This is a genomic window from Frateuria sp. GZRe12 (assembly GCF_051900535.1).
GTDB lineage: Bacteria > Pseudomonadota > Gammaproteobacteria > Xanthomonadales > Rhodanobacteraceae > Frateuria_A.
Genome location: NZ_JBHZGI010000001.1, coordinates 90,825 through 110,065, shown reverse-complemented (window position 1 = coordinate 110,065; position 19,241 = coordinate 90,825). Strand labels below are relative to the sequence as shown.

The following is a 19,241-nucleotide window of genomic DNA, read 5'->3' as shown; positions in this document are numbered from 1 at the left end:
AGCAGCAGTTGCGAGGAGACGACGGTGAACGACGGACAGCGAATCCAGTGTGCGCGTCTGCGCGGGAAGGTGATGGACGCCGACCAGGCGGCGCGCTTCATCGCGCCGGGCAGTGCGGTGGGGATGAGCGGCTTCACCGGCTCGGGCTATCCAAAGGCCGTGCCGATGGCGCTGGCGGCGCGTATCGAGGCCGAGCATGCGGCCGGGCGGCCGTTCCGCGTGCGGGTGTGGACCGGGGCGTCGACCGGGCCGGAGCTGGACGGCGCGCTGGCGCGGGCCGAGGGTATCGAGTTTCGCCTGCCGTACAACTCCGATCCGCTGGTACGCGAGCAGATCAATTCCGGGCGCATGGAGTATTTCGACCTGCACCTGAGCCAGGTCGCGCCGATGGCCTGGCAGGGTTTCCTGGGGCCGCTGGACACGGCGGTGATCGAGGTCAGCGGCATCACGGCCGACGGGGCGCTGGTGCCCTCGTCCTCGGTCGGCAACAACAAGACCTGGATCGACCAGGCGCGCCAGGTGATCGTGGAGGTCAACCGCTGGCAGAGCGCGGCGCTCGACGGAATGCACGACATCTACTACGGCACCGCGCTGCCGCCGAACCGCGTACCCATTCCTATCGTCCGGCCAGGCGACCGCATCGGCGAGCCGTACCTGCGCTGCGATCCGGACAAGGTGGTCGCGGTGGTGGAAACCGATGCGCCGGATCGCAACCTCCCCTTCCGGGCGCCGGACGCGGCTGCCCGCGCGATTGCCGGCCACCTGCTCGAATTCCTGCGCCACGAGGTGAAGGTCGGGCGCCTGCCGGCCGCGCTACTGCCGATCCAGTCGGGCGTGGGCAACATTCCCAACGCGGTGCTGGGTGGCCTGCTCGACAGCCCGTTCGAGCGCATGAACGCCTACACCGAGGTGATCCAGGACGGCATGCTCGACCTGCTGGCGGCCGGCCGGCTGGGCGTGATCTCGGCAACCGGTTTCTCGCTCAGCCCGGAGGCGGCGGCCAACTTCAACGCCAACGTGGCCCGCTATCGCGACCACATCCTGCTGCGCCCGCAGGAGATCAGCAATCACCCCGAAGTGATCCGCCGGCTCGGTTGCCTGGCAATGAACGGGCTGATCGAGGCGGACATCTACGGCGCGGTCAATTCCACCCACGTGATGGGTTCGCGCATCCAGAACGGCATCGGCGGATCGGGCGACTTCGCGCGCAACGCCTACATCTCGATCTTCATGACGCCTTCGACCGCCAAGGACGGGCGCATCTCCGCGATCGTGCCGCAGGCCAGCCACGTGGACCACATCCCGCAGGACGTGCAGGTGATCGTCACCGAGCAAGGGCTGGCCGACCTGCGCGGGCTCTCGCCCAAACAGCGTGCGCGGTTGATCATCGACCGCTGTGCGCATCCCGACTACCGACCGGCGCTGGCCGACTACTTCGAGCGCGCACGGGCGCATTCCTACGGACAGCAGTCGCCCTCGCTGCTGACCGAGGCACTGTCCTGGCATCAGCGCTACCTGGACACCGGCAGCATGCGGGCCTAGCGCCAGCGCACGCGGGCCCGCCGCCTCTCGCACGCATCTCATGCCGATCCGTGTCCACCGCGCATGATGTCCCGTGTCGCCAGAGGAAAAGGCCTGACGTCGGGAAGAATCACCCCTCCAGCGTGCCGACAGTGATGGCTGCGGTGGCCGACGGCATCAGTTCCTCCAGCGCGGCCGCGATGTCGGCCTGGCGGAAGGGCTTGGCCAGGCGCGACAGCCCGTGGGTGTCGTCCGCATGGCCGCTGTAGCCGGTGATCAGCAGGACAGGCAGGCTCGGCTGCACGCTGCGCAGTCGGCGCGCGAGTTCCGCGCCGTCCATGCGCGGCATCTTGTAGTCGGTCACGACCACGTCGATCTGCAGGCCATCCTGGAGTTTTTCGAGTGCTTCGCCTGCGCCGCCGACCTCCACCACGCGGTGGCCGAGTTCGCGCAGCATCGCAGCCGTGCCATCGCGCACCAGCTGTTCGTCGTCCACGAGCAGCACATCGAGGGCACGGATAGGCGCACGGAGTCGCTCCGGCTGCGTCTCGCGCCTGGCCGACGCGGTGGCTCCCGATGCCTTGGGCAGCCACAGCTCCACGCGCGTGCCCTTGCCGGGCGTGCTGGAGATCGCGAAGTGGCCGCCGAGTTGTCCGGCCAGTCCATGCACCATGGACAGGCCCAGGCCGGTGCCGCGGCCGGTTTCCTTGGTCGAGAAGAACGGTTCGATGGCACGCGCCAGGGTCTGCTGGTCCATGCCGGTACCCGTATCGGTCACGGACACGCGCACGTATTCGCGCTGGGTCAGTTCCGACTGTTCCGGGCCCGGCGCCACCACATCGGCCGCGACGGTGAGCGTGCCGCCCTTGGGCATGGCGTCGCGCGCGTTGACGCAGAGGTTGAGGAGCGCCAGCTCCAACTGGTTGGGATCGGCCACGGCCTGTGGCAGGTGGGCCGGGCAGACCGTGTGCAATTCGATGGTCGATCCGACCGAACTCCTGATCAGGTCGTGCATGCCCTCCAGCAGCCTCTCCAGATCGACGGCCTGCGTCTGCAGGGTCTGGCGCCGCGCAAAACCCAGCAAACGCTGCACCAGGGTCTTCGCACGCTCGGCCGATTGCAGGGCGCCGTCGATCAACCGTCCGGCACGTGCATCCACATCGGCGAAGCGCCTCTGCAGCAGGTCCAGCGCGCCGGTGATCGGCATCAGCAGGTTGTTGAAGTCGTGCGCGACGCCGCCGGTGAGCTGGCCGATGGTTTCGAGCTTCTGCGCCTCGTGCAGCTTGGCCAGCGCTTCCTGGCGGGCAGCGGTTTCCTCGCGCACGCGCTGTTCGAGCGTCGCGGTGAGCTCGCGCAGCGACTGTTCGGTCGCCCGTTGCTCGGTGACATCGGTATGCACGCCGACCCATTCACGGATCTTGCCTTCGCGGTCGAACGTGGGAATAGCCCTGACGCTGAAGGTTCGCCACTGGCCCTGGGCCGTACGCAGGCGGTGCTCGACCTGGAACGTGTGCTGCGCAGCCAGTGCCTGCTCCCAGGTCGCCAAGGTGCGAGGCACATCGTCGGGGTGCACGGCCGCGACCCAGCCGTAGCCGAGGTATTCCCCGAGGCTCTGTCCGGTCAGCGCGGACCATCCGGGCTGCTCACCCTCCATCCGGCCGGCGGCGTTGTTGGTCCACAGCACGCCCTGCACCGCCCGGATCGCCGCGCGGAAACGCTGCTCGCTGTCGTATAGGGCCGTTAGCCTTTCCCGGGCCTCGTATTGCCTGCGGCGGCCACGCAAGGCGGCTTGCGCCAGGCTGACCAGCGTCGTCGGGTGGAACGGTCGCTCGAGGAAGGTGACGTTGCCCAGCACGGTGAGCAGGCGGCCCGCCGCCGGATTGCGCTCGATGCCGCCGCGGCTGGTCACCAGGATGAACGGGAAATCAGACCATTGCGGCTGCGCTTCCAGCCATGCCGATAGCGGATGCAGATTCGCTTCGAGCAGGCTTTCCTCGGTCACCAGTGCGGTGCCCGCGCCGGCAGCCATGCCTTCCACCAGCGCTTCGAGCGTCGGGCAGGCAACCGAGCGCAGATGGGCCTCGGCCAGGATGGCCGCAGCGATCTGCGCGTCGCGCCCACGCGGCGCGTGGACCAGGATGCGTTCGGAGAGGTGGGGAATCACGACGCGTCCGGCATCAGGCGGCGCTCGTGTTCGTCGCCGGTCATGGTGGGTACACCCCGAAGGACGCCCTGGAACTGGGTCAGGGGTTCGCCCAGCTGGAAACCGTCCGATGCGATGCGGTATTCGCGAATGGTGTCCTCGTGCGCGCTCGCGCGCTTCTTCACTACCGAGATCGCGCGGCGGACACGCCCGGCCGCCTCGAAGTAGCGCAGCAGCACGACCGTGTCGGCGAGGTAGGTAACGTCCACGGGCGATTTCATGTCACCCACCAGGCCATGCTGGGCCACGGTGAGGAAGGAGGTGACGCCTCGCCGATTGAGGTATTGCAGGAGCTCGTGGATGTGGAGCACCAGCGCCTGCTCCTCCGGCATCGCGGACTGATAGCCGTTGAGGCTATCGATCGCCACGGTACGCACGCCGGCCTCCACGTGCTGGCGGACTCGCGCGGAGAATTCGCCCGGCGTCATCTGCGCCGCGTCAACCTGCTCGACCACAAGTTGTCCCTGGTCGACCATGCGCTGCATGTCGATGCCGACGCCCAGCGCGCGCTGGAACAGCAAGGCGCGCTCCTCGTCGAAGATGAACATGCCCACGCGCTCGCCGCGCTCGACGGCTCCTAACAGGAAGGTCAATGCGAGCAGCGACTTGCCGGTGCCCGCAGGCCCCAGCAGCAGCACGCTCGATCCGCGCTCGATGCCTCCCCCGAGCAGCGCGTTCAGCCTGGGCAACCGGGTCGCCACCACGTCGTGGGAATAGCCCTCGTGATGCTCGCCGGACACAAGCCGGGGATAGACCTGCACGCCGCCGGGGCGGATCACGAAATCGTGGTAGCCGCCGCGGAAATGCCGCCCGCGGTATTTCAGGACGCGCATGCGCCGGCGCTCGGCGCCGTAGTCCGGGGAAAGTTCCTCCAGGCGCAGGACTCCATGCGCCACGCTGTGCACCGTCTTGTCGTTGCTATCGCTGGTCAGGTCATCGAGCATCAGCACGGTGGCCCTGGCCTTCGCGAAATAATGCTTGAGCGTGAGGATCTGGCGTCGATAACGCAGCGAGCCCTGGGCGAGCAAGCGGATCTCCGAGAGGCTGTCGAGCACCACGCGGTCGGGTTTGATCCGCTCGAACACCTCGAAAATTCGGCTGGTGGTTTCGCCGAGCTCCAGATCGGACGAGTACAGCAGGCTCTGCTGTTGCGCCTCGTCCAGCAGGTTTTCCGGCGGCACCAGTTCGAAGATGTCCACCCCGTCCAGCGACCATCCGTGGGACGCGGCGGTAGCGCGCAGCTCGTCCTCGGTTTCGGACATGGTCACGTAAAGCACGCGTTCCTTCGCGTCCCGGCCGGCCAGCAGGAATTGCAGTCCTATGGTGGTCTTTCCCGTGCCAGGGCTGCCTTCGAGCAGGAACAGCCGGCCTCTCGAAAGCCCGCCATTCATGATGTCATCGAGCCCCGTCACGCCCATGGATAGTTGCTCGGCCAAACGATCGTCCAAAGGCGTCATCCCCTAAAAATGAAAGCCGACGTCATACCACAGGTCGGCTTTCCGCTGCGCGAAAGCACGCCGGCTGGCCGTGCTGCCGTCCGACCGCCCCCGCCGGGCCGGCGACCGCCCTTCCACGCGACGGCAACGAGGCATGGCTCATGGTTCCGCTGCGGGTCGGCGGAGCGGTCCATGCGCGCCAGGCCCTGAAGGCTGCGACAGGCATTCCCATGACTCAGGTTTCCAACGCCAATCGCCAGCTCACCCTGGCCTCCCGCCCGGTCGGCGCGCCGACGGCCACCGACTTCAGGCTCGCGGAGCAGCCGGTGCCAGCCCCGGGCGAGGGGCAGGTCCTGCTGCGCAACCTCTACCTGTCGCTCGACCCCTACATGCGCGGGCGCATAAGCGATGCGGAGTCGTATGCCGCGCCGGTGGCGCTGGGCGACGTGATGGTGGGCGCCACGGTCGCGCGGGTGGCGGCCTCCCGGCATCCCGACTGGCAGGCCGGCGACCTGGTGCTGGCCTATGGTGGATGGCAGGACTACACGCTGTCGGACGGCGGGAGCTTGAGCCGGCTGGACCCGGGCATGGCGCAGCCATCGCTGGCGCTGGGCGTGCTGGGGATGCCGGGATTCACCGCGTACATGGGGTTGCTGGACATTGGCCAGCCCAGGGCGGGCGAAACGGTGGTAGTGGCCGCGGCCAGCGGTGCGGTGGGCTCCGTGGTCGGGCGGATCGCCAAACTCAAGGGCTGCCATGTCGTCGGCATCGCCGGCGGCAACGAGAAGTGCGGCTACGTGGTGGACGAGCTGGGCTTCGACGCCTGCGCCGACCACCATGCCGAGGGTTTCCCACAGCAGTTGGAGGCCGCCTGCCGCCAGGGTATCGACGTCTATTTCGAAAGCGTGGGCGGCGCGGTGTTCGACGCGGTGCTGCCGCTGCTCAACGCCAAGGCGCGCGTGCCGCTGTGCGGGCTGATCGCGCAATACAACGATACCGAGCTGCCTCCCGGCCCCGACCGACTGGGCCTGCTCATGCGCACGCTGCTGACCAAGCGCATCAGGATGCAGGGCTTCATCATCTTCGACGACTACGGGTCACGCTTCGGCGAATTCCTGGCGGCCATGGGCGAATGGGTCCGGCAGGGGAAGATCAAGTACCGCGAGGATGTGGTCGAAGGCCTGGAGAACGCGCCGCGTGCCTTCATCGGCATGCTCGAGGGCCGGAACTTCGGCAAGCTGGTGGTACGCATCGCCGAGGAATAAGCGTGGGCGGTCAGCGCGTGGTTGGCTGCGTCCCGGCCCCTCGCACCGCCAGCATCACCAGCGGGAACATCAGCGCGGTGATTGCCATGGCGGCGTAGTCGAACCGCGCGCCTTCGATGACATGCTCCAGCCGGGGTACGCCCCGGCCGTCGAAACCCGACATGAAGCGGTAGCAGACATTGCTGCCCCAATGGATGCCGATGCTCATCCACAGCGCGCCGGTCTTGAACACGGTCCAGGCAAGCGAGAGGCCGAGGATGGCCGAGAACAGCAGGTTGCCCGGGTCGATGCCCTCGTTCCAGCTGTCGTCCAGCGCATAGACGAGCACAGTGAGCGGTACGTACCAGCGCATGAACCCGAAGCGACGGCAGTAGGCCAGGCCGTAACCGCGGATCATCAGGTCGTTGATCGCCGAAGCGAAGAACATGGCGAACAGGGCCTGGCCCAGCAGCGGCAGCGCGAAGCCGATATCGCGCCAACCGACCACCTCGAACTTGCCCATGGCGAGGAGGACCAGGTTCTTCAGCGCCCAGATGCCAAAGCCAATGGCGAAACCGGTCCACAGCCAGCGCGACCAACCGCCCGGCCGGCCCAGGCCCAGCGGCTCGGCACGGGTGATTCCCAGCCCATGGCGGCACACGACGAAGACGAGCACGAAGAAGCCCGCGACGTACGCCAGCCACACCGGCACCGCCACGCCGACCAGCCGGGGCACCAGGTTGACGTACAGGTCCAGCGCAACGAAACCCAGCAACCAGGCAAGGATGGCGAGGGGTTGTCTCATCGGGGTATCCCGCAGCGGCATGCCGCTCACTCGCGGCGGCGCATGGTAATACGCCGACGGGCGCAAGCGACGCCCGCATCACGAGTGCGGATACAGGCTCGGGCCTTCACTCATCCGCTGATCTGCAGGGATTCCTCATGACCCAGGCCCCCGCCATCCACGACTACGACGCATGGCCGCTCAGCGAACGCGTGGTGCTGGTCACCGGCGGCGCCCAAGGCATCGGGCGCGGCATCGCCCAGGCGGTGCTGGGTGCGGGCGGGCGGGTGATGATCGGTGACCTGGACAAGGAGGCCGGCCTCGCCTGCCTGGCCGAATGGGACGTCGGCGCGCGCGCTGCCTTCACGTTGCTGGACGTGGCGCGCGAGGCCAGCGTGCAGCGCTGGGTGCAGGCGGCGCTCTCGCGGTTCGGACGCATCGACGGCCTGGTCAACAATGCCGGCATCGCCGATCCGCATCGCGCGCCGCTCGCATCGCTGTCGCTGGCGGACTGGAACCGCTACCTCGCCACCAACCTCACTGGCACCTTCCTCTGCAGCAAGCACGCCCTGCCCGCGCTGGCCGAAGCCACCGGCGCGATCGTCAACATCGCCTCGACCCGCGCGCTGCAATCCGAACCGGACACCGAGGCCTACGCCGCGAGCAAGGGCGGCATGCTGGCCTTCACCCATGCGTTGGCGGTCAGCGCCGGGCCATCGGTACGGGTGAACGCGATCCTGCCGGGGTGGATCGCCACGGACGCGTGGCAGAAGCCCGCCGAGCGACACGCGCCGAGACTCAGCCGGAAGGATCACACGCAGCACCCTGCCGGCCGCGTGGGCACGCCGAGGGATATCGGCGCGCTGGCGGTCTACCTGTTGTCCGCGCAATCGGCGTTTGTCACCGGCCAGCACTTCGTGATCGACGGTGGCATGACGATCAAGATGCAGTACGCCTGACGTGCGCGACGGGCGCCGCACCTGGCGGCGTCCGTCGCGAGCAGCGCTCGTGGTCCGGAATTGCGCGCGCCGGCTCACCGGCGCGCCACGGGGTCACCTCGAGGGGTCGGCCTCGACACGGAACCCGTCGACCTTCATCACCACGCCTTTGGTCGGGTGCCGGCTGCCATCGACACGCACGAAGGACACGCTGAGCTTGTCCAGGTTGTCCGGCCAGATCCTCTGCAGCACCTCGGTCGCCGGGAAGACCAGCCGTACGCCGTGGCCGGAAGATGCCGCCGTGCCAGCCATGTCCGACATGCCATGCATGCCCTTCATGCTCGCCTTCATCTGCGCCACGCTGATCTCGAAAGCGCCCACCGAACCCAGCAGATAGGCGCCGGCGGCCTGGCCGGTACCAGGCTGCGCGGGCAGGTTGAGATAGACGTTGTAGAAGTAACCGCCCTTGTGGCCAAGGCCGGTCAGGTGCACACCATCGAGGACCACGCGCACCGGGCCGTTCTCGGCCGAACTGGCGGCCGTCGGCTTCAACATGAGCGAACGCACGCGGGCGGCATCGGTCGCGCTAAGCGCCACATCCACGTTCAGGGACTGCTCGTCGAGCGACAGCGCGCGCGACTTGCCGAAGGGGACGCTCACGCGCGTGGCAGGACGCAGCGGCGCGCCGCTGGTGGCCATCGCACTGGCGGCCATCACGGAGCTGCTGGACTGGGTGGGCATGGTTTCGTTGTCGTATTGGTAACCGAGGTAGCTGGTGGTATCCGCGGTCCAAACCCGCGGCATGCCGTCCACGGCCGGCCCGTAATAGAGGTCGCCCGACCAGTAGGTATTGGTCGTCAGCGGCTCCTTGCGCCCGCCGCCGGCCTTGAGCCAGGCGACCCAGAGGCGATCGATGTTCGCGTGGTGCACCCAGAACACCGGATCCCGGGGCGAGATCCTGATCGAGGCCATCGAGCCGCCGATCAGATTGTGTACCGGATTATGCGGACGCGACTCGAGGATGGTCTCGAACGCGTGCGACTTGCCCCGCTGGAAGCGGATGACCGTGTCGGCGAACGCGTCGTAGCTGAGCGCTCCGGTGACGTCGGTGCCGGTGCGGTCGCTGCGGTACAGCGGCGAGGAAGGATCCAGGAACTCCGGCGGGATGCTCGGCGAGTCGTAGTAGTTCCAGTACGGCAGCACCAGGCTGGCGTCGCCGGAAATTTCCCGCAGCTTCGCTTCGAAGCGATAGAGGAAGCCGCGGTGCCACGCCAGGAAGTACGACACGCCGTGGGGGCAATTGGCACGATGCGTCTCGACCCAATACGCCCAGCTGTTCGGGTTGGTGCTGTCCTTGACGGCCTTCATCGTGGCGACCGCGTTGTAGAAGGACTGCAGCTGGGGAGTGAGGCAGAACACCGGCCAGCTGGGCCGCACGCTCAGGGTGGTAGACATGGCCACGCGTGGCAACAGCGGGACCAATGCCAACGATAGCGAAGACTGAAGAAAACGCCTTCTGGAAATCATGATCTTCTCCGTGGAGACCAGGGCTTCGCGCCCGGTCGGTGCGACATCCAGGTCGGCCGAACGGTCGTGGGACGAGGCCCATGACACGCAATCAACGTCTGTGCTTCGGGCGTGAGGCACGCAAAAACGGCAGCCGGGCATCTGGCCCACACACTGCCGTTTCCTCTCGCCCGGGCTCCTGCCTTTGGGGGCCCGCGCAGTGAATAGCTGGGCGCGTCAATGGGCAGTCAACGCGACCGTCGAACCCGCCAGTCGGGATGAATGCAGCATGCAGGCACGGCCGTGATGCCAGCGGACCGGAGATGGCCCAGACCTCGCTCGCTCCACGGAACGTCGCTTGGGACTACCATGCACAGTTCGTCTACGCCGGAACGTACGAGCAGAGCCGGGCAGGCCCAATGGGGGAGTGGATAGTGATCGAAAAATTCTCGACCGGCATCGAAGGGCTGGACCAGCTGACCGATGGCGGTTTTCTCCGCGGCTCGGCCTACATCGTCCAAGGGCCGCCCGGAGCGGGCAAAACGATCCTGGCCAACCAGTTCTGCTATGCCCACGTACGAGCAGGCGGGCGGGCGCTCTACATGACGCTATTGGCCGAATCGAGCGCGCGGATGCTGGCCTACGTCAGCCAGATGGAATTTTTCGAGGGCAGCGCGTTGCCCGACGCGATGCAGTACATCAGCGGCTATGGCGTGCTCGAGCGCGAAGGCCTGCCCGGACTGCTCAAGCTCGTCCAGCACGAGCTCAAGCGGCATCGCGCCACTGCGATGGTGCTCGATGGAACGTTCGTGGCCCAGTCGGTCGCTTCGGAACAGGAGTTCCGCGCGTTCATCCATGCGTTGCAGGGCGTGGCGGGAATGGCCGACGCCGTGCTGGTCATGCTCACCCACCAGAACCGCGATTCCAGCTGCCCCGAACACACCATGGTGGACGGCTGGATCGAGTTGAGCGACGAGACGCACGGCTTTCGCGCCTATCGCACGATCCAGGTCAGGAAACACCGCGGCGCGGCGATTCTCCCGGGCAAGCACCGCGTGCGTATTACCGGGAAGGGCATCGCGGTGTTCCCGCGCGTCGAAAGCGCACTGGAAGCGGCGCCCGCCGCCCGTGCCGAGGCCCATCGCGTGACCTCCGGGCACGACGGGCTGGACACGCTCCTGCAAGGCGGCCTGCCAGCCGGTTCGGCCACCTTGCTGGTGGGGCCCACGGGTGCGGGCAAGACCACGCTGGGCTTGCACTATCTCTCGTTGTCCAGTGCGCAGGAGCCCGGACTGATGTTCGGCTTCTACGAAACGCCCGCGCACCTGCGCCAGAAGGCGCGCAGCATCGGCCTCGACCTGGATACGCCGCTCGGCGACGGCACGCTGGAAATTTCCTGGATGCCGCCGGCGGAGAACATCGTCGACGAACTGGTGCGCGACATCGTCACCCGTGCCCGCGCGCGCAAGGCCAAGCGTGTCTTCGTCGACGGCCTGGTGGCGATTCGCGACAGCCTGGTGATCTCCGAGCGCATGCCCTACGTGATCAACGCGCTGAGCATGCAACTGGGTGCGATCGGCGCAAGCGTCGTCTACACCTCGGAGATCCCGGAACTGCAGCTGGACCAGGCGATGATGCCCAGCGACGAGTTGTCGGCAATGGTCGACAACGTGCTCCTGCTCAACACCGGGCGGCGCGGGCATGCGTTCCGGCGCTACCTGTCGGTAATCAAGCTGCGCGACAGCGACTTCGACCCGCGCACGCACGAGTTCCACGTCAACGCCCGCGGCATCGCCTTCGGACCGGACCCCAGGGTTGCCGGGTCCCGGGAAGCAGGCTGACATGCTGCGCGTACTTCTGGTCGAGGACGAGCCCGACGTCGCCCTGGTAGCCGCCACCGTGCTGGAGGAGGCGGGCTACCACGTGACAGTCGCCACCGACGGATGCGAGGGCCTGGAGATCGCGCAGCAGGAATTGCCCGAGCTCATCGTCACCGACTTCATGATGCCGTGCCTGAGCGGCCTGGAAATGATCGAGCGCCTGCGCGGGGCCGGCTACGAGCATCCGATCATCCTCACCACTGCCATCCCTGAAGAGCGCCTTCCCCGCCAACCGGGCTACGACGCCTACCTGGCCAAGCCCTATGGCACGCGCGCGCTGCTGACGCTGGTCGAAGCCTTCCGCGTGCAGCTGGGCCGCTAGGTCTGATAGTTGCGATGGCGCCGTTGAAGGGTCGCGCACAACGTGCGCTCCTACGAGGTGGCGAGGGAAGCGGGCGACAAGGACTGGGTGTGTATGCCCTGCACGGCGCGCCCTGACGGGTCGGCGCTGCCGGCGAAGGACGGATCCCACGCCAGCGCCGCCGGTGAGGAACAGGCGATCGACTTGCCGCCGGGCACCGTTGCCGCGCAGGCCTCGCCCGGGAAAAACTTCTCGAACAAAGCGCGGTAGAAATAGGCCTCCCTGGTCGCCGGCGTGTTGTGGGGCCAGCGTGCGGCCGCGGCGGCGAATTCGCGGTCGCTCACTGCCTGTTCGGCGTGCGACTTGAGCCCGTCGATCCAGCCATAGCCGACGCCGTCGCTGAACTGCTCCTTCTGCCGCCACAGGATGGCGTCGGGCAGTGCGCCGACGAACGCTTCGCGCAGCACCGCTTTCTCGATGCGGCCGTGTCCGGCCATCTTGTGGCGTGCGTCGAAGGCCATGGCCGTTTCGACGAAAGCCAGGTCCAGGAACGGCACGCGCGCCTCCACGCCCCAGGCCATCATCGCCTTGTTCGCGCGCAGGCAGTCGTAACGGTGCAGCGCGTCGAGCTTGCGCACGGTTTCCTCGTGGAAGGCTTCGGCCGAAGGCGCCTTGTGAAAGTAGAGATAGCCGCCGAACAACTCGTCCGAACCCTCGCCCGAGAGCACCATCTTCACGCCCATCGCCTTGATGCGCCGGGCCAGCAGGAACATCGGCGTGGAAGCGCGCACGGTGGTCACGTCGTAGCTTTCGATGTGGCGGATCACTTCCGGCAACACGTCCAGCCCTTCCCAGAAGGTGTAGACGAAACCGTGGTGCACGGTGCCCAGCGCCTCGGCGGCCAATTGCGCGGCGGCGAGGTCCGGCGAGCCTTCCATCCCGATCGCGAAGGAGTGCAGGCGCGGCCACCAGGCTTCGCTCTGGCCGCCGTCCTCGACGCGTTCGCGGGCAAAGCGCGCGGCGCAGGCGGCGACCAGCGAGGAATCCAGCCCGCCAGAGAGCAGGACGCCGTAAGGCACATCGGTCATCAGCTGGCGCTTCACCGCCTGTTCCAGCGCCACGCGCAGGTTGCCCGGTGCCCTGCCCTGCGTCGCCTCGTACTCGCGCCACGGGCGCTGGTAATAGCATCGCAGGTCGCCGCTGACGCCGTCATAGACATGGCCGGGCGGGAATACCGCCACATCGGCGCACACACCCACCAGCGCCTTCATCTCGGAGGCCACGCAGAGCCGTCCGGCCGCATCGTGGCCCCAGTAGAGCGGGCACACGCCGAGCGGATCGCGTGCGACGAGGTAGCGCTGCTCGACGCCGTCCCACAGCGCAAAGGCGAAGATGCCGTTGAGACGGGCGATCCACTCGGCGGGATCGGCGCCATCACGGTAGAGCGCGTTGATCACTTCGCAATCCGAGCCGGTGGTGAAGTCGTAGCCACTGCCCAGGCGCAATTCGCCGTGGTTGTAGATCTCGCCGTTGACCGCCAGCGCCAGCGCGCCGTCGCGCGAACGCAGCGGCTGCGCGCCGCTGGCCGGATCGACGATGGCAAGGCGCTCGTGCACCAGGATCGCTCCGGCATCGATGAACACGCCGGACCAGTCCGGTCCGCGGTGACGCTGGCGCTGCGAAAGCTCCAGCGCCTGACGGCGCAGCGCGACCAGGTCGTCGCCCGGCGCAAGATCGAACATCCCGAAGATGGCGCACATGATTTGTCTCCTTCGCGTTTTCCATGACCCGAAAACGACGAAGGCCCGCACGGGGCGGGCCTTCGTCGCGTAGTTGTTGCTCGAACTAGCGGCTACGCGCCGGCCCCCTGGTGCAGGCGACGATTATTGTTCGAGCGGTTGTCCAGGGCCGGCCGCACGCGTGCCGCGCAGGGCGCGGTGGCGATGACGGAACGGATGGTCGGCATGGACATGGCGCGAGTGGAGCAGTTTTTCAAAAGGCGCGCAAGCGGGTGTGTCTGCCGCTCAGGCGTGGTGTTCGCGGAACGATTCGCTGATCCAGGCCTTGGCCTCCATCAACTGGTCGTTGCGGTACAGGCGGAACTCGCCCGGAACGGTGAATCCCATGGTGCGGGCGACCAGCCGCAGCCAGTTGACGTCGGTGACCAGCGCGATGCGCTCCCAGCCGCTCCAGTGGCGAAAGCCCAGCTTGGTGTCGTCCCACATGGCACCTGGCTCGAAACCGGTGAAGTCGGGACCGACGTGGTAGAGCAGGCGCAATTTGCGGTTGAGCGCGAAGGCGGCCTCCACGTCCGGCACGAACACGTTCTCGTAGTCGGCCGCGGTCACCTTGCCGCGCGCGGTGAAGCCCAGCGCGCCGGCGGGGAGGTCGGTCATCTGCTCGATCATGGGGTGTCTCCGCGTGGTCGGACCCCCATCCAAGCGCGGCGGGCGCGGCTATGCAAGCTTGGGTGCGTGAAAGCCCGGCTTGGCGGCAACGCCGCAGTAGCCCGCTTGCGGGCGATGTTCCTGGCTTGGACCGCAGATGAAACCATCGCCCGCACGCGGGCTCTACAAAAAGCCGGCCGGTCAGGCAGGTTCGACGTGGCGCACCAGCAGACGCGCGCTCTCCCTGCCCTGCCATTCGTTGATCGTCAGCTCGTACACCGCACGCAACCGCGGCGGCGGCGCGGCGGCGCGCACGTTGAACATCACCGCTTCGTGCACGGCGCCATCGCGCGGATCGCGCAGGCTCAGCCGCCAGTGCCGCTCGCCCATCAGGCGCCACTGCGCGCACTCGAACAGGTTGTCGAACAGCGGCTCCGGGAAGCCCTGCCCCCACGGTCCGCCGTCACGCAGCTGGCGCGCGAGGTCGAGCGTGAAGGTACCCGGCGGCAGTTCGCCGTCGGTGTAGAGAACGGCCTGCAGGCGTTCCTCGTCCAGCCATTCGCGCGCGATCGCATCGAACGCGTCGGCAAAGCGCGCGTAGTCGGCAGCCTTCAGGCTCAGTCCGGCCGCCATGGCGTGGCCACCGAAGCGTTCGATCAGGCCAGGGAGGCGTGCGTCGATCGCGGCCAGTGCGTCCCGCACGTGGAAGCCGGCGATGGAGCGCGCGGAGCCACGCAGTTCGTCGGGTCGGTCCTCGTCGGCCGGCGCAAAGGCGATCACCGGGCGGTGCAACCGTTCCTTGAGCTTGGACGCTACCAGTCCGACCACGCCCGCGTGCCAGGTGGGCTCGTACAGACTCACGCCGGTGCGCTCGCCCAGGCCTTCCAATCCGAGCGCGCCGATCATCGCCTCGGCTTCGGCGACCATGGCCTCCTGCAGCTCGCGGCGTTCCTGGTTGATGGCACTGAGCCGCTCGGCCAGCGTGAGCGCCTGTCCAGGATCGTCCGTGAGCAGGCATTCGACGCCCAGGCGCATGTCTTCCAGCCGTCCCGCGGCGTTCAGGCGCGGGCCGACGGCGTAGCCCAGGTCGCTGGCGCAAACGCCGGACAGGCTGCGCTTGCCGGCCTCCACCAGCGCGGTGATGCCCGGGCATGCGCGACCACTGCGGATGCGATTGATGCCCGCCTCGACCAGCACGCGATTGTTGAAATCCAGCGGCACCAGGTCGGCCACCGTGCCGAGCGCCACCAGATCGAGCAGGTTGGCCAGATCCGGTTCCTCGCGCCCGGCGAAAGCCCCCCGCCCGCGCAACTCCGCACGCACGGCCAGCAGCAGGTAGAACATCACGCCGACGCCAGCCAGCGCGCGACTGGCGAAAGCCTGGTTCCTTCGCGCATCGCCGGCGCATGACTCGCAGGCGGGCTCGCCATGCCCGCACGCGCGCACTTCGAGCACGTTGGGATTGACCAGCGCGTCGGCGGCCGGCAACTGATCGCCCGGCAGATGATGGTCGGTGACGATCACGCGGATGCCGCGCGCCCTGGCGGCGGCCACGCCGGCGATGCTGGCCACGCCGTTGTCGACGGTAACGATCAGCTGTGGCGCGGGCTCGAGCGAGGCGACCAGCGCGGGACTCAAGCCGTAGCCGTGCGCGAACCGGTTGGGAATCACGTAATCCACGTGCCGCGCGCCGAGCAGGCGCAGGCCGCGCACGGCCAGGGCGGTGCCGGTGGCGCCGTCGCAGTCGTAGTCGCCGGCGATGACGATGGACCAGTCGCCGGTGATCGCCTCGATCAGCAGCGCGACCGCACGATCGAGACCGCCCAGCGCCTGCGGCGCCAGCAAGTGGCGCAAGCGGTGCTCGGCCTGCGCCGGATGCAGGACGCCGCGGGCCGCGTAAACCTGGCGCAGCACCGGGTGTACCGTTTCGCTCCAGCCCTCGGGCGCACCCGTAGCCAGCCGACGGCGCAACGTCGGTGCGCTCATGCGCGCATCCCGCGCCAGAAGCGCCAGCGATGCCAGGGACGCAGTTCCCAGCGCTCGCCACTGGCGAAGGTCAGGCGCAAGGGCCGCTGGCGGGCAAGCGTGTCGATCATGGACCACCAGTGGGTGGCGATGAGCTGGGCCGGCAAGTCCTGCAGGTCGATCAGCCAATGGGAGGTGAACTCGCCCGCCGGCGTCGGCACCGCGGAAGTGGCATGGGTTTCGCGGGCCGGTGTCCGCAGGCGATGCGCAATGCCGGCCCGCGCCGCCAGCGCCCGCAGCAGCGGATCGTCGCTGACCACGCCGCGAAGCGAGGTCGCCACGGTCGCGGGCAACTTCCCCGCCCCCCACAGCCACAGGCTGTTGACCGGTGGTTGACCGGCAGCGCGACGCTGCGCGTTCAGCGGATGCTGATGCAGCAGCACCTGGATATCGTTCTGCAGGATTCGCCAGCGGCGCCCATCCGCACCCTGCGGCAGATGCTGCAGCAGGTTTTCGCCCAGCGCCTGCTCGGGCGCCGGGAACGTCGGCACGACCGTGCCCGGCGGCAGGCGCAAGTGCCAGCGATCGGACGAGGTCAGTTCCAGCCGCATGCCCTGCTCTTCGAACACAGGCGCGAGGGGCTCGGCCAGCGCGGCGGCCTCGCCGGCGGTCAATTGCATCTGCCCGCAGGCGAGCAGGCGCGCACCGTTCATGTCCGGCTCCACCCAAGCCGGATCGGCGCTCATCCACAAGGCGTCATCGGCATCGCCGGCCGCCAGCTGCCGGGTGAGCGCACCGGCGGGAAGCGGTTGCGGGGCATCGAACCAGTTGGTCAGCCCGGCCAGGTAGCCCCTTGGGCCATCCTGGAGGTGATCGGCACGGACCAACAGGCGCCTCACCGGATGCGCGGACTCGAAGCGCGCGAGCGCGGGCAGCCACAGCTCCACGCTCATGCGCTGGCGGACTCCAGCTGCTCGTACAGCTCCAACCATTCGGCCTCGAGCGTTTCCTTTTCGCGACGCAGGTCGGCCTGGCGCTGGCCCAGCTTCATCAACTCGGCGGTGGAACCGTTGTAGGTTGCGGGGTCGGCCAGCTTCGCCTCGAGGGCAGCCAGGTCCGCATCGATCGCCGCGACGCGCGCTTCGATCTTCCTGACCCGGGCTTTCGCGGTCTTGTCCTGTTCGCGCTGTGCGGCGGCGGCGCGGCGGCGGTCGGCGGCGGATTCGGTGGACGCGACCGGCTCGTTGGCCTTCTTTACGGCTGCACCGCGCGAGCGCAACCAGCGCGCGTAGTCGTCCAGGTCGCCGTCGAACGATTCCACCGCGCCGTCCGCGACACGCCAGAAGCTGTCGCAGACCAGGCCGAGCAGATGGCGATCGTGCGACACCAGCACCAGCGCGCCGTCGAAGTCGGCCAGCGCATCGGCGAGCGCCTCGCGCATGTCGAGGTCCAGGTGGTTGGTCGGCTCGTCGAGCAGCAGCAGGTTGGGCTTGTCCCAGGCGATCAGCGCCAGCGCCAGGCGCGCGCGCTCGCCGCCGGAGAAACCGTCGACCGACTCGAACGCGCGGTCGCCGGCGAAATTCCAGCCGCCGAGGAAGTCGCGCAGCACCTGCGCGGCCACGCCCGGTGCCTTGTCCTGCAAGTGGTCAAACGGGCTGGCGCCCTCGCGCAGGCTCTCGACCGTGTGCTGGGCGAAGTATCCGATCTTGAGGTCCTTGTGCGCCTTGCGCTCGCCGCCCAGCGGCGGCAGCTCGCCGACCAGCGTCTTTACCAGAGTCGACTTGCCGGCGCCGTTGGGGCCGAGCAGGCCGATGCGTTCGCCGGCTTCGAGGCGGAAGCGGACGTCTGTAAGGACCGTCTTTTGATGAGGGCGCCCGTCCGCAAGGACGATGTTCGCTCCCTCTCCCCCCAGGGGAGGGGATTGGGGTGAGGGGTCAAGGCTTGCCCCGAACTCGATCGAAGCGTGCTCTGAACCAACATCCCCGCCAGCCCCGCCCCTCACCTCAGCCCTCTCCTCGGAGGGGAGAGGGAGCGAGTGTGCGTAACCGGCCGCCACCTCTTCCAACTGCAACATCGAATCGGGCAACCGATCCGGCACTGCGAACTGGAACCGGAACGGCCGCTCGGCGCGCACCGCTTCGGTGCCGGCCAGCTTCTCCAGCCGCTTCATGCGCGACTGCGCCTGCTTGGCCTTGCTCGCCTTCGCCTTGAAGCGATCGACGAACGACTGCAGGTGCGCGCGCTCGGCCTGCTCGCGCTCGTGCGTGATCTGCTGCTGGCGCAGCTGCTCGGCGCGCAGGCGTTCGAAGGCGGTGTAGTTGCCCGTATACAGCCGCGCGCCACCTTCGTGCAGATGCAGCGTGTGCGAGGTGACTGCATCGAGGAACTCGCGGTCGTGCGAGATGACCAGCAGCGTGCCCTGGTAGCGGCGCAGCCATTCCTCCAGCCACAGCACGGCATCCAGATCCAGATGGTTGGTCGGTTCGTCGAGCAGCAGGAGGTCGGACGGCGCCATCAGCGCACGCGCCAGGTTCAGGCGCACGCGCCAGCCGCCCGAGAATTCCTTCACCGCCCGCTCGTGGGTTTCCGGCGCGAAGCCCAGGCCATGCATCAGGCGGCCGGCGCGGGCGCGGGCGTCATAGCCGTGCAGCTCTTCGATGCGGTGGTGGGCGTGGGCCATCGCCTCGGCGTCGCCGCGTGCCTGGGCTTCGGCCTCCTCGCGCAGGACGGCCGCGACTTCCTCGTCGCCGCCGAGTACGTAGTCAAGCGCGGCGTCCGGCAGCGCGGGCGTCTCCTGTGCCACCGATGCCAGTCGCAGCTTCGCCGGCAGGTCCAGTTCGCCTGCGTCGGACTCCAGCCGTCCCTGCAGGGCGGCGAACAGGCTGGACTTGCCGCAGCCGTTGCGGCCGATCACGCCCAGGCGCCAGCCGCTCTGGATGGTGAGATCGATATCGGACAGCAGCAAACGGCTGCCACGGCGGAGGGCGAAATGGCGGAACGCGATCATCGGTAGGAAACGTGCACGGGCGACCCGCCATGATAGCCGGCCTTGGAATGCCTAGCCCATCGCAGACGC

General features: G+C 68.1%; 14 protein-coding genes. 5 read left to right on the top strand and 9 right to left on the bottom strand.

Annotated features, from left to right (window positions below):
* Window positions 1-72 precede the first annotated feature (72 nt).
* Window positions 73-1,542: an acetyl-CoA hydrolase/transferase family protein gene (locus ACFWZ4_RS00465; protein ID WP_439703750.1), complete on the top strand. Its 1,470-nt coding sequence runs from the start codon at window positions 73-75 to the stop codon at window positions 1,540-1,542.
* Between the two features lie 109 nt (window positions 1,543-1,651).
* Here ACFWZ4_RS00465 and ACFWZ4_RS00460 read toward each other — a convergent pair whose 3' ends face one another.
* Entirely contained in the window at window positions 1,652-3,685 is a 2,034-nt protein-coding gene (locus tag ACFWZ4_RS00460) for an ATP-binding protein (RefSeq protein WP_439702806.1), read from the bottom strand.
* On the bottom strand, window positions 3,682-5,181 hold the full coding sequence (locus ACFWZ4_RS00455) for an ATPase domain-containing protein (protein ID WP_439702805.1): 1,500 nt from the start codon (window positions 5,179-5,181) through the stop codon (window positions 3,682-3,684). Before ACFWZ4_RS00455 ends, ACFWZ4_RS00460 begins: the two co-directional genes overlap by 4 nt.
* Window positions 5,182-5,390: 209 nt before the next feature.
* On the opposite strand from ACFWZ4_RS00455, the gene ACFWZ4_RS00450 reads away from it, so the two are divergent.
* Complete coding sequence (locus ACFWZ4_RS00450) at window positions 5,391-6,425, top strand: NADP-dependent oxidoreductase (RefSeq protein WP_439702804.1); 1,035 nt, start codon at window positions 5,391-5,393, stop codon at window positions 6,423-6,425.
* A 10-nt stretch (window positions 6,426-6,435) separates the two neighbouring features.
* Here the strand turns inward: ACFWZ4_RS00450 and ACFWZ4_RS00445 are convergent, their stop codons facing one another.
* Complete coding sequence (locus tag ACFWZ4_RS00445; RefSeq protein ID WP_439702803.1) at window positions 6,436-7,209, bottom strand: CPBP family intramembrane glutamic endopeptidase; 774 nt, start codon at window positions 7,207-7,209, stop codon at window positions 6,436-6,438.
* Between the two features lie 137 nt (window positions 7,210-7,346).
* Here ACFWZ4_RS00445 and ACFWZ4_RS00440 point away from each other — a divergent pair, with 137 nt between their 5' ends.
* Entirely contained in the window at window positions 7,347-8,147 is an 801-nt protein-coding gene (locus ACFWZ4_RS00440; RefSeq protein ID WP_439702802.1) for a glucose 1-dehydrogenase, read from the top strand.
* Between the two features lie 93 nt (window positions 8,148-8,240).
* Here ACFWZ4_RS00440 and ACFWZ4_RS00435 read toward each other — a convergent pair whose 3' ends face one another.
* Entirely contained in the window at window positions 8,241-9,581 is a 1,341-nt protein-coding gene (locus ACFWZ4_RS00435; RefSeq protein WP_439702801.1) for a tyrosinase family protein, read from the bottom strand.
* 485 nt (window positions 9,582-10,066) lie between these two features.
* On the opposite strand from ACFWZ4_RS00435, the gene ACFWZ4_RS00430 reads away from it, so the two are divergent.
* Together ACFWZ4_RS00430 and ACFWZ4_RS00425 are read left to right on the top strand one after the other, a co-directional pair.
* Window positions 10,067-11,473: an RAD55 family ATPase gene (locus ACFWZ4_RS00430; RefSeq protein WP_439702800.1), complete on the top strand. Its 1,407-nt coding sequence runs from the start codon at window positions 10,067-10,069 to the stop codon at window positions 11,471-11,473.
* Window position 11,474: 1 nt separating this feature from the next.
* Window positions 11,475-11,834, top strand: a complete 360-nt coding sequence (locus ACFWZ4_RS00425) for a response regulator (protein ID WP_439702799.1) — start codon at window positions 11,475-11,477, stop codon at window positions 11,832-11,834.
* A 50-nt stretch (window positions 11,835-11,884) separates the two neighbouring features.
* Here ACFWZ4_RS00425 and asnB read toward each other — a convergent pair whose 3' ends face one another.
* From asnB to ACFWZ4_RS00400, 5 genes are all read right to left on the bottom strand, one after another.
* Entirely contained in the window at window positions 11,885-13,573 is a 1,689-nt protein-coding gene (asnB, locus tag ACFWZ4_RS00420; RefSeq protein WP_439702798.1) for an asparagine synthase B, read from the bottom strand.
* Window positions 13,574-13,837: 264 nt separating this feature from the next.
* Complete coding sequence (locus ACFWZ4_RS00415) at window positions 13,838-14,221, bottom strand: STAS/SEC14 domain-containing protein (RefSeq protein WP_231325798.1); 384 nt, start codon at window positions 14,219-14,221, stop codon at window positions 13,838-13,840.
* A 180-nt stretch (window positions 14,222-14,401) separates the two neighbouring features.
* Entirely contained in the window at window positions 14,402-16,186 is a 1,785-nt protein-coding gene (locus ACFWZ4_RS00410; RefSeq protein ID WP_439702797.1) for a DHH family phosphoesterase, read from the bottom strand.
* Entirely contained in the window at window positions 16,183-17,118 is a 936-nt protein-coding gene (locus ACFWZ4_RS00405) for a phosphoglycerate mutase (RefSeq protein ID WP_439702796.1), read from the bottom strand. The genes ACFWZ4_RS00410 and ACFWZ4_RS00405 overlap by 4 nt, the downstream gene beginning before the upstream one ends.
* Window positions 17,115-19,172, bottom strand: a complete 2,058-nt coding sequence (locus tag ACFWZ4_RS00400) for an ABC-F family ATP-binding cassette domain-containing protein (RefSeq protein WP_439702795.1) — start codon at window positions 19,170-19,172, stop codon at window positions 17,115-17,117. Before ACFWZ4_RS00400 ends, ACFWZ4_RS00405 begins: the two co-directional genes overlap by 4 nt.
* Window positions 19,173-19,241 lie beyond the last annotated feature (69 nt).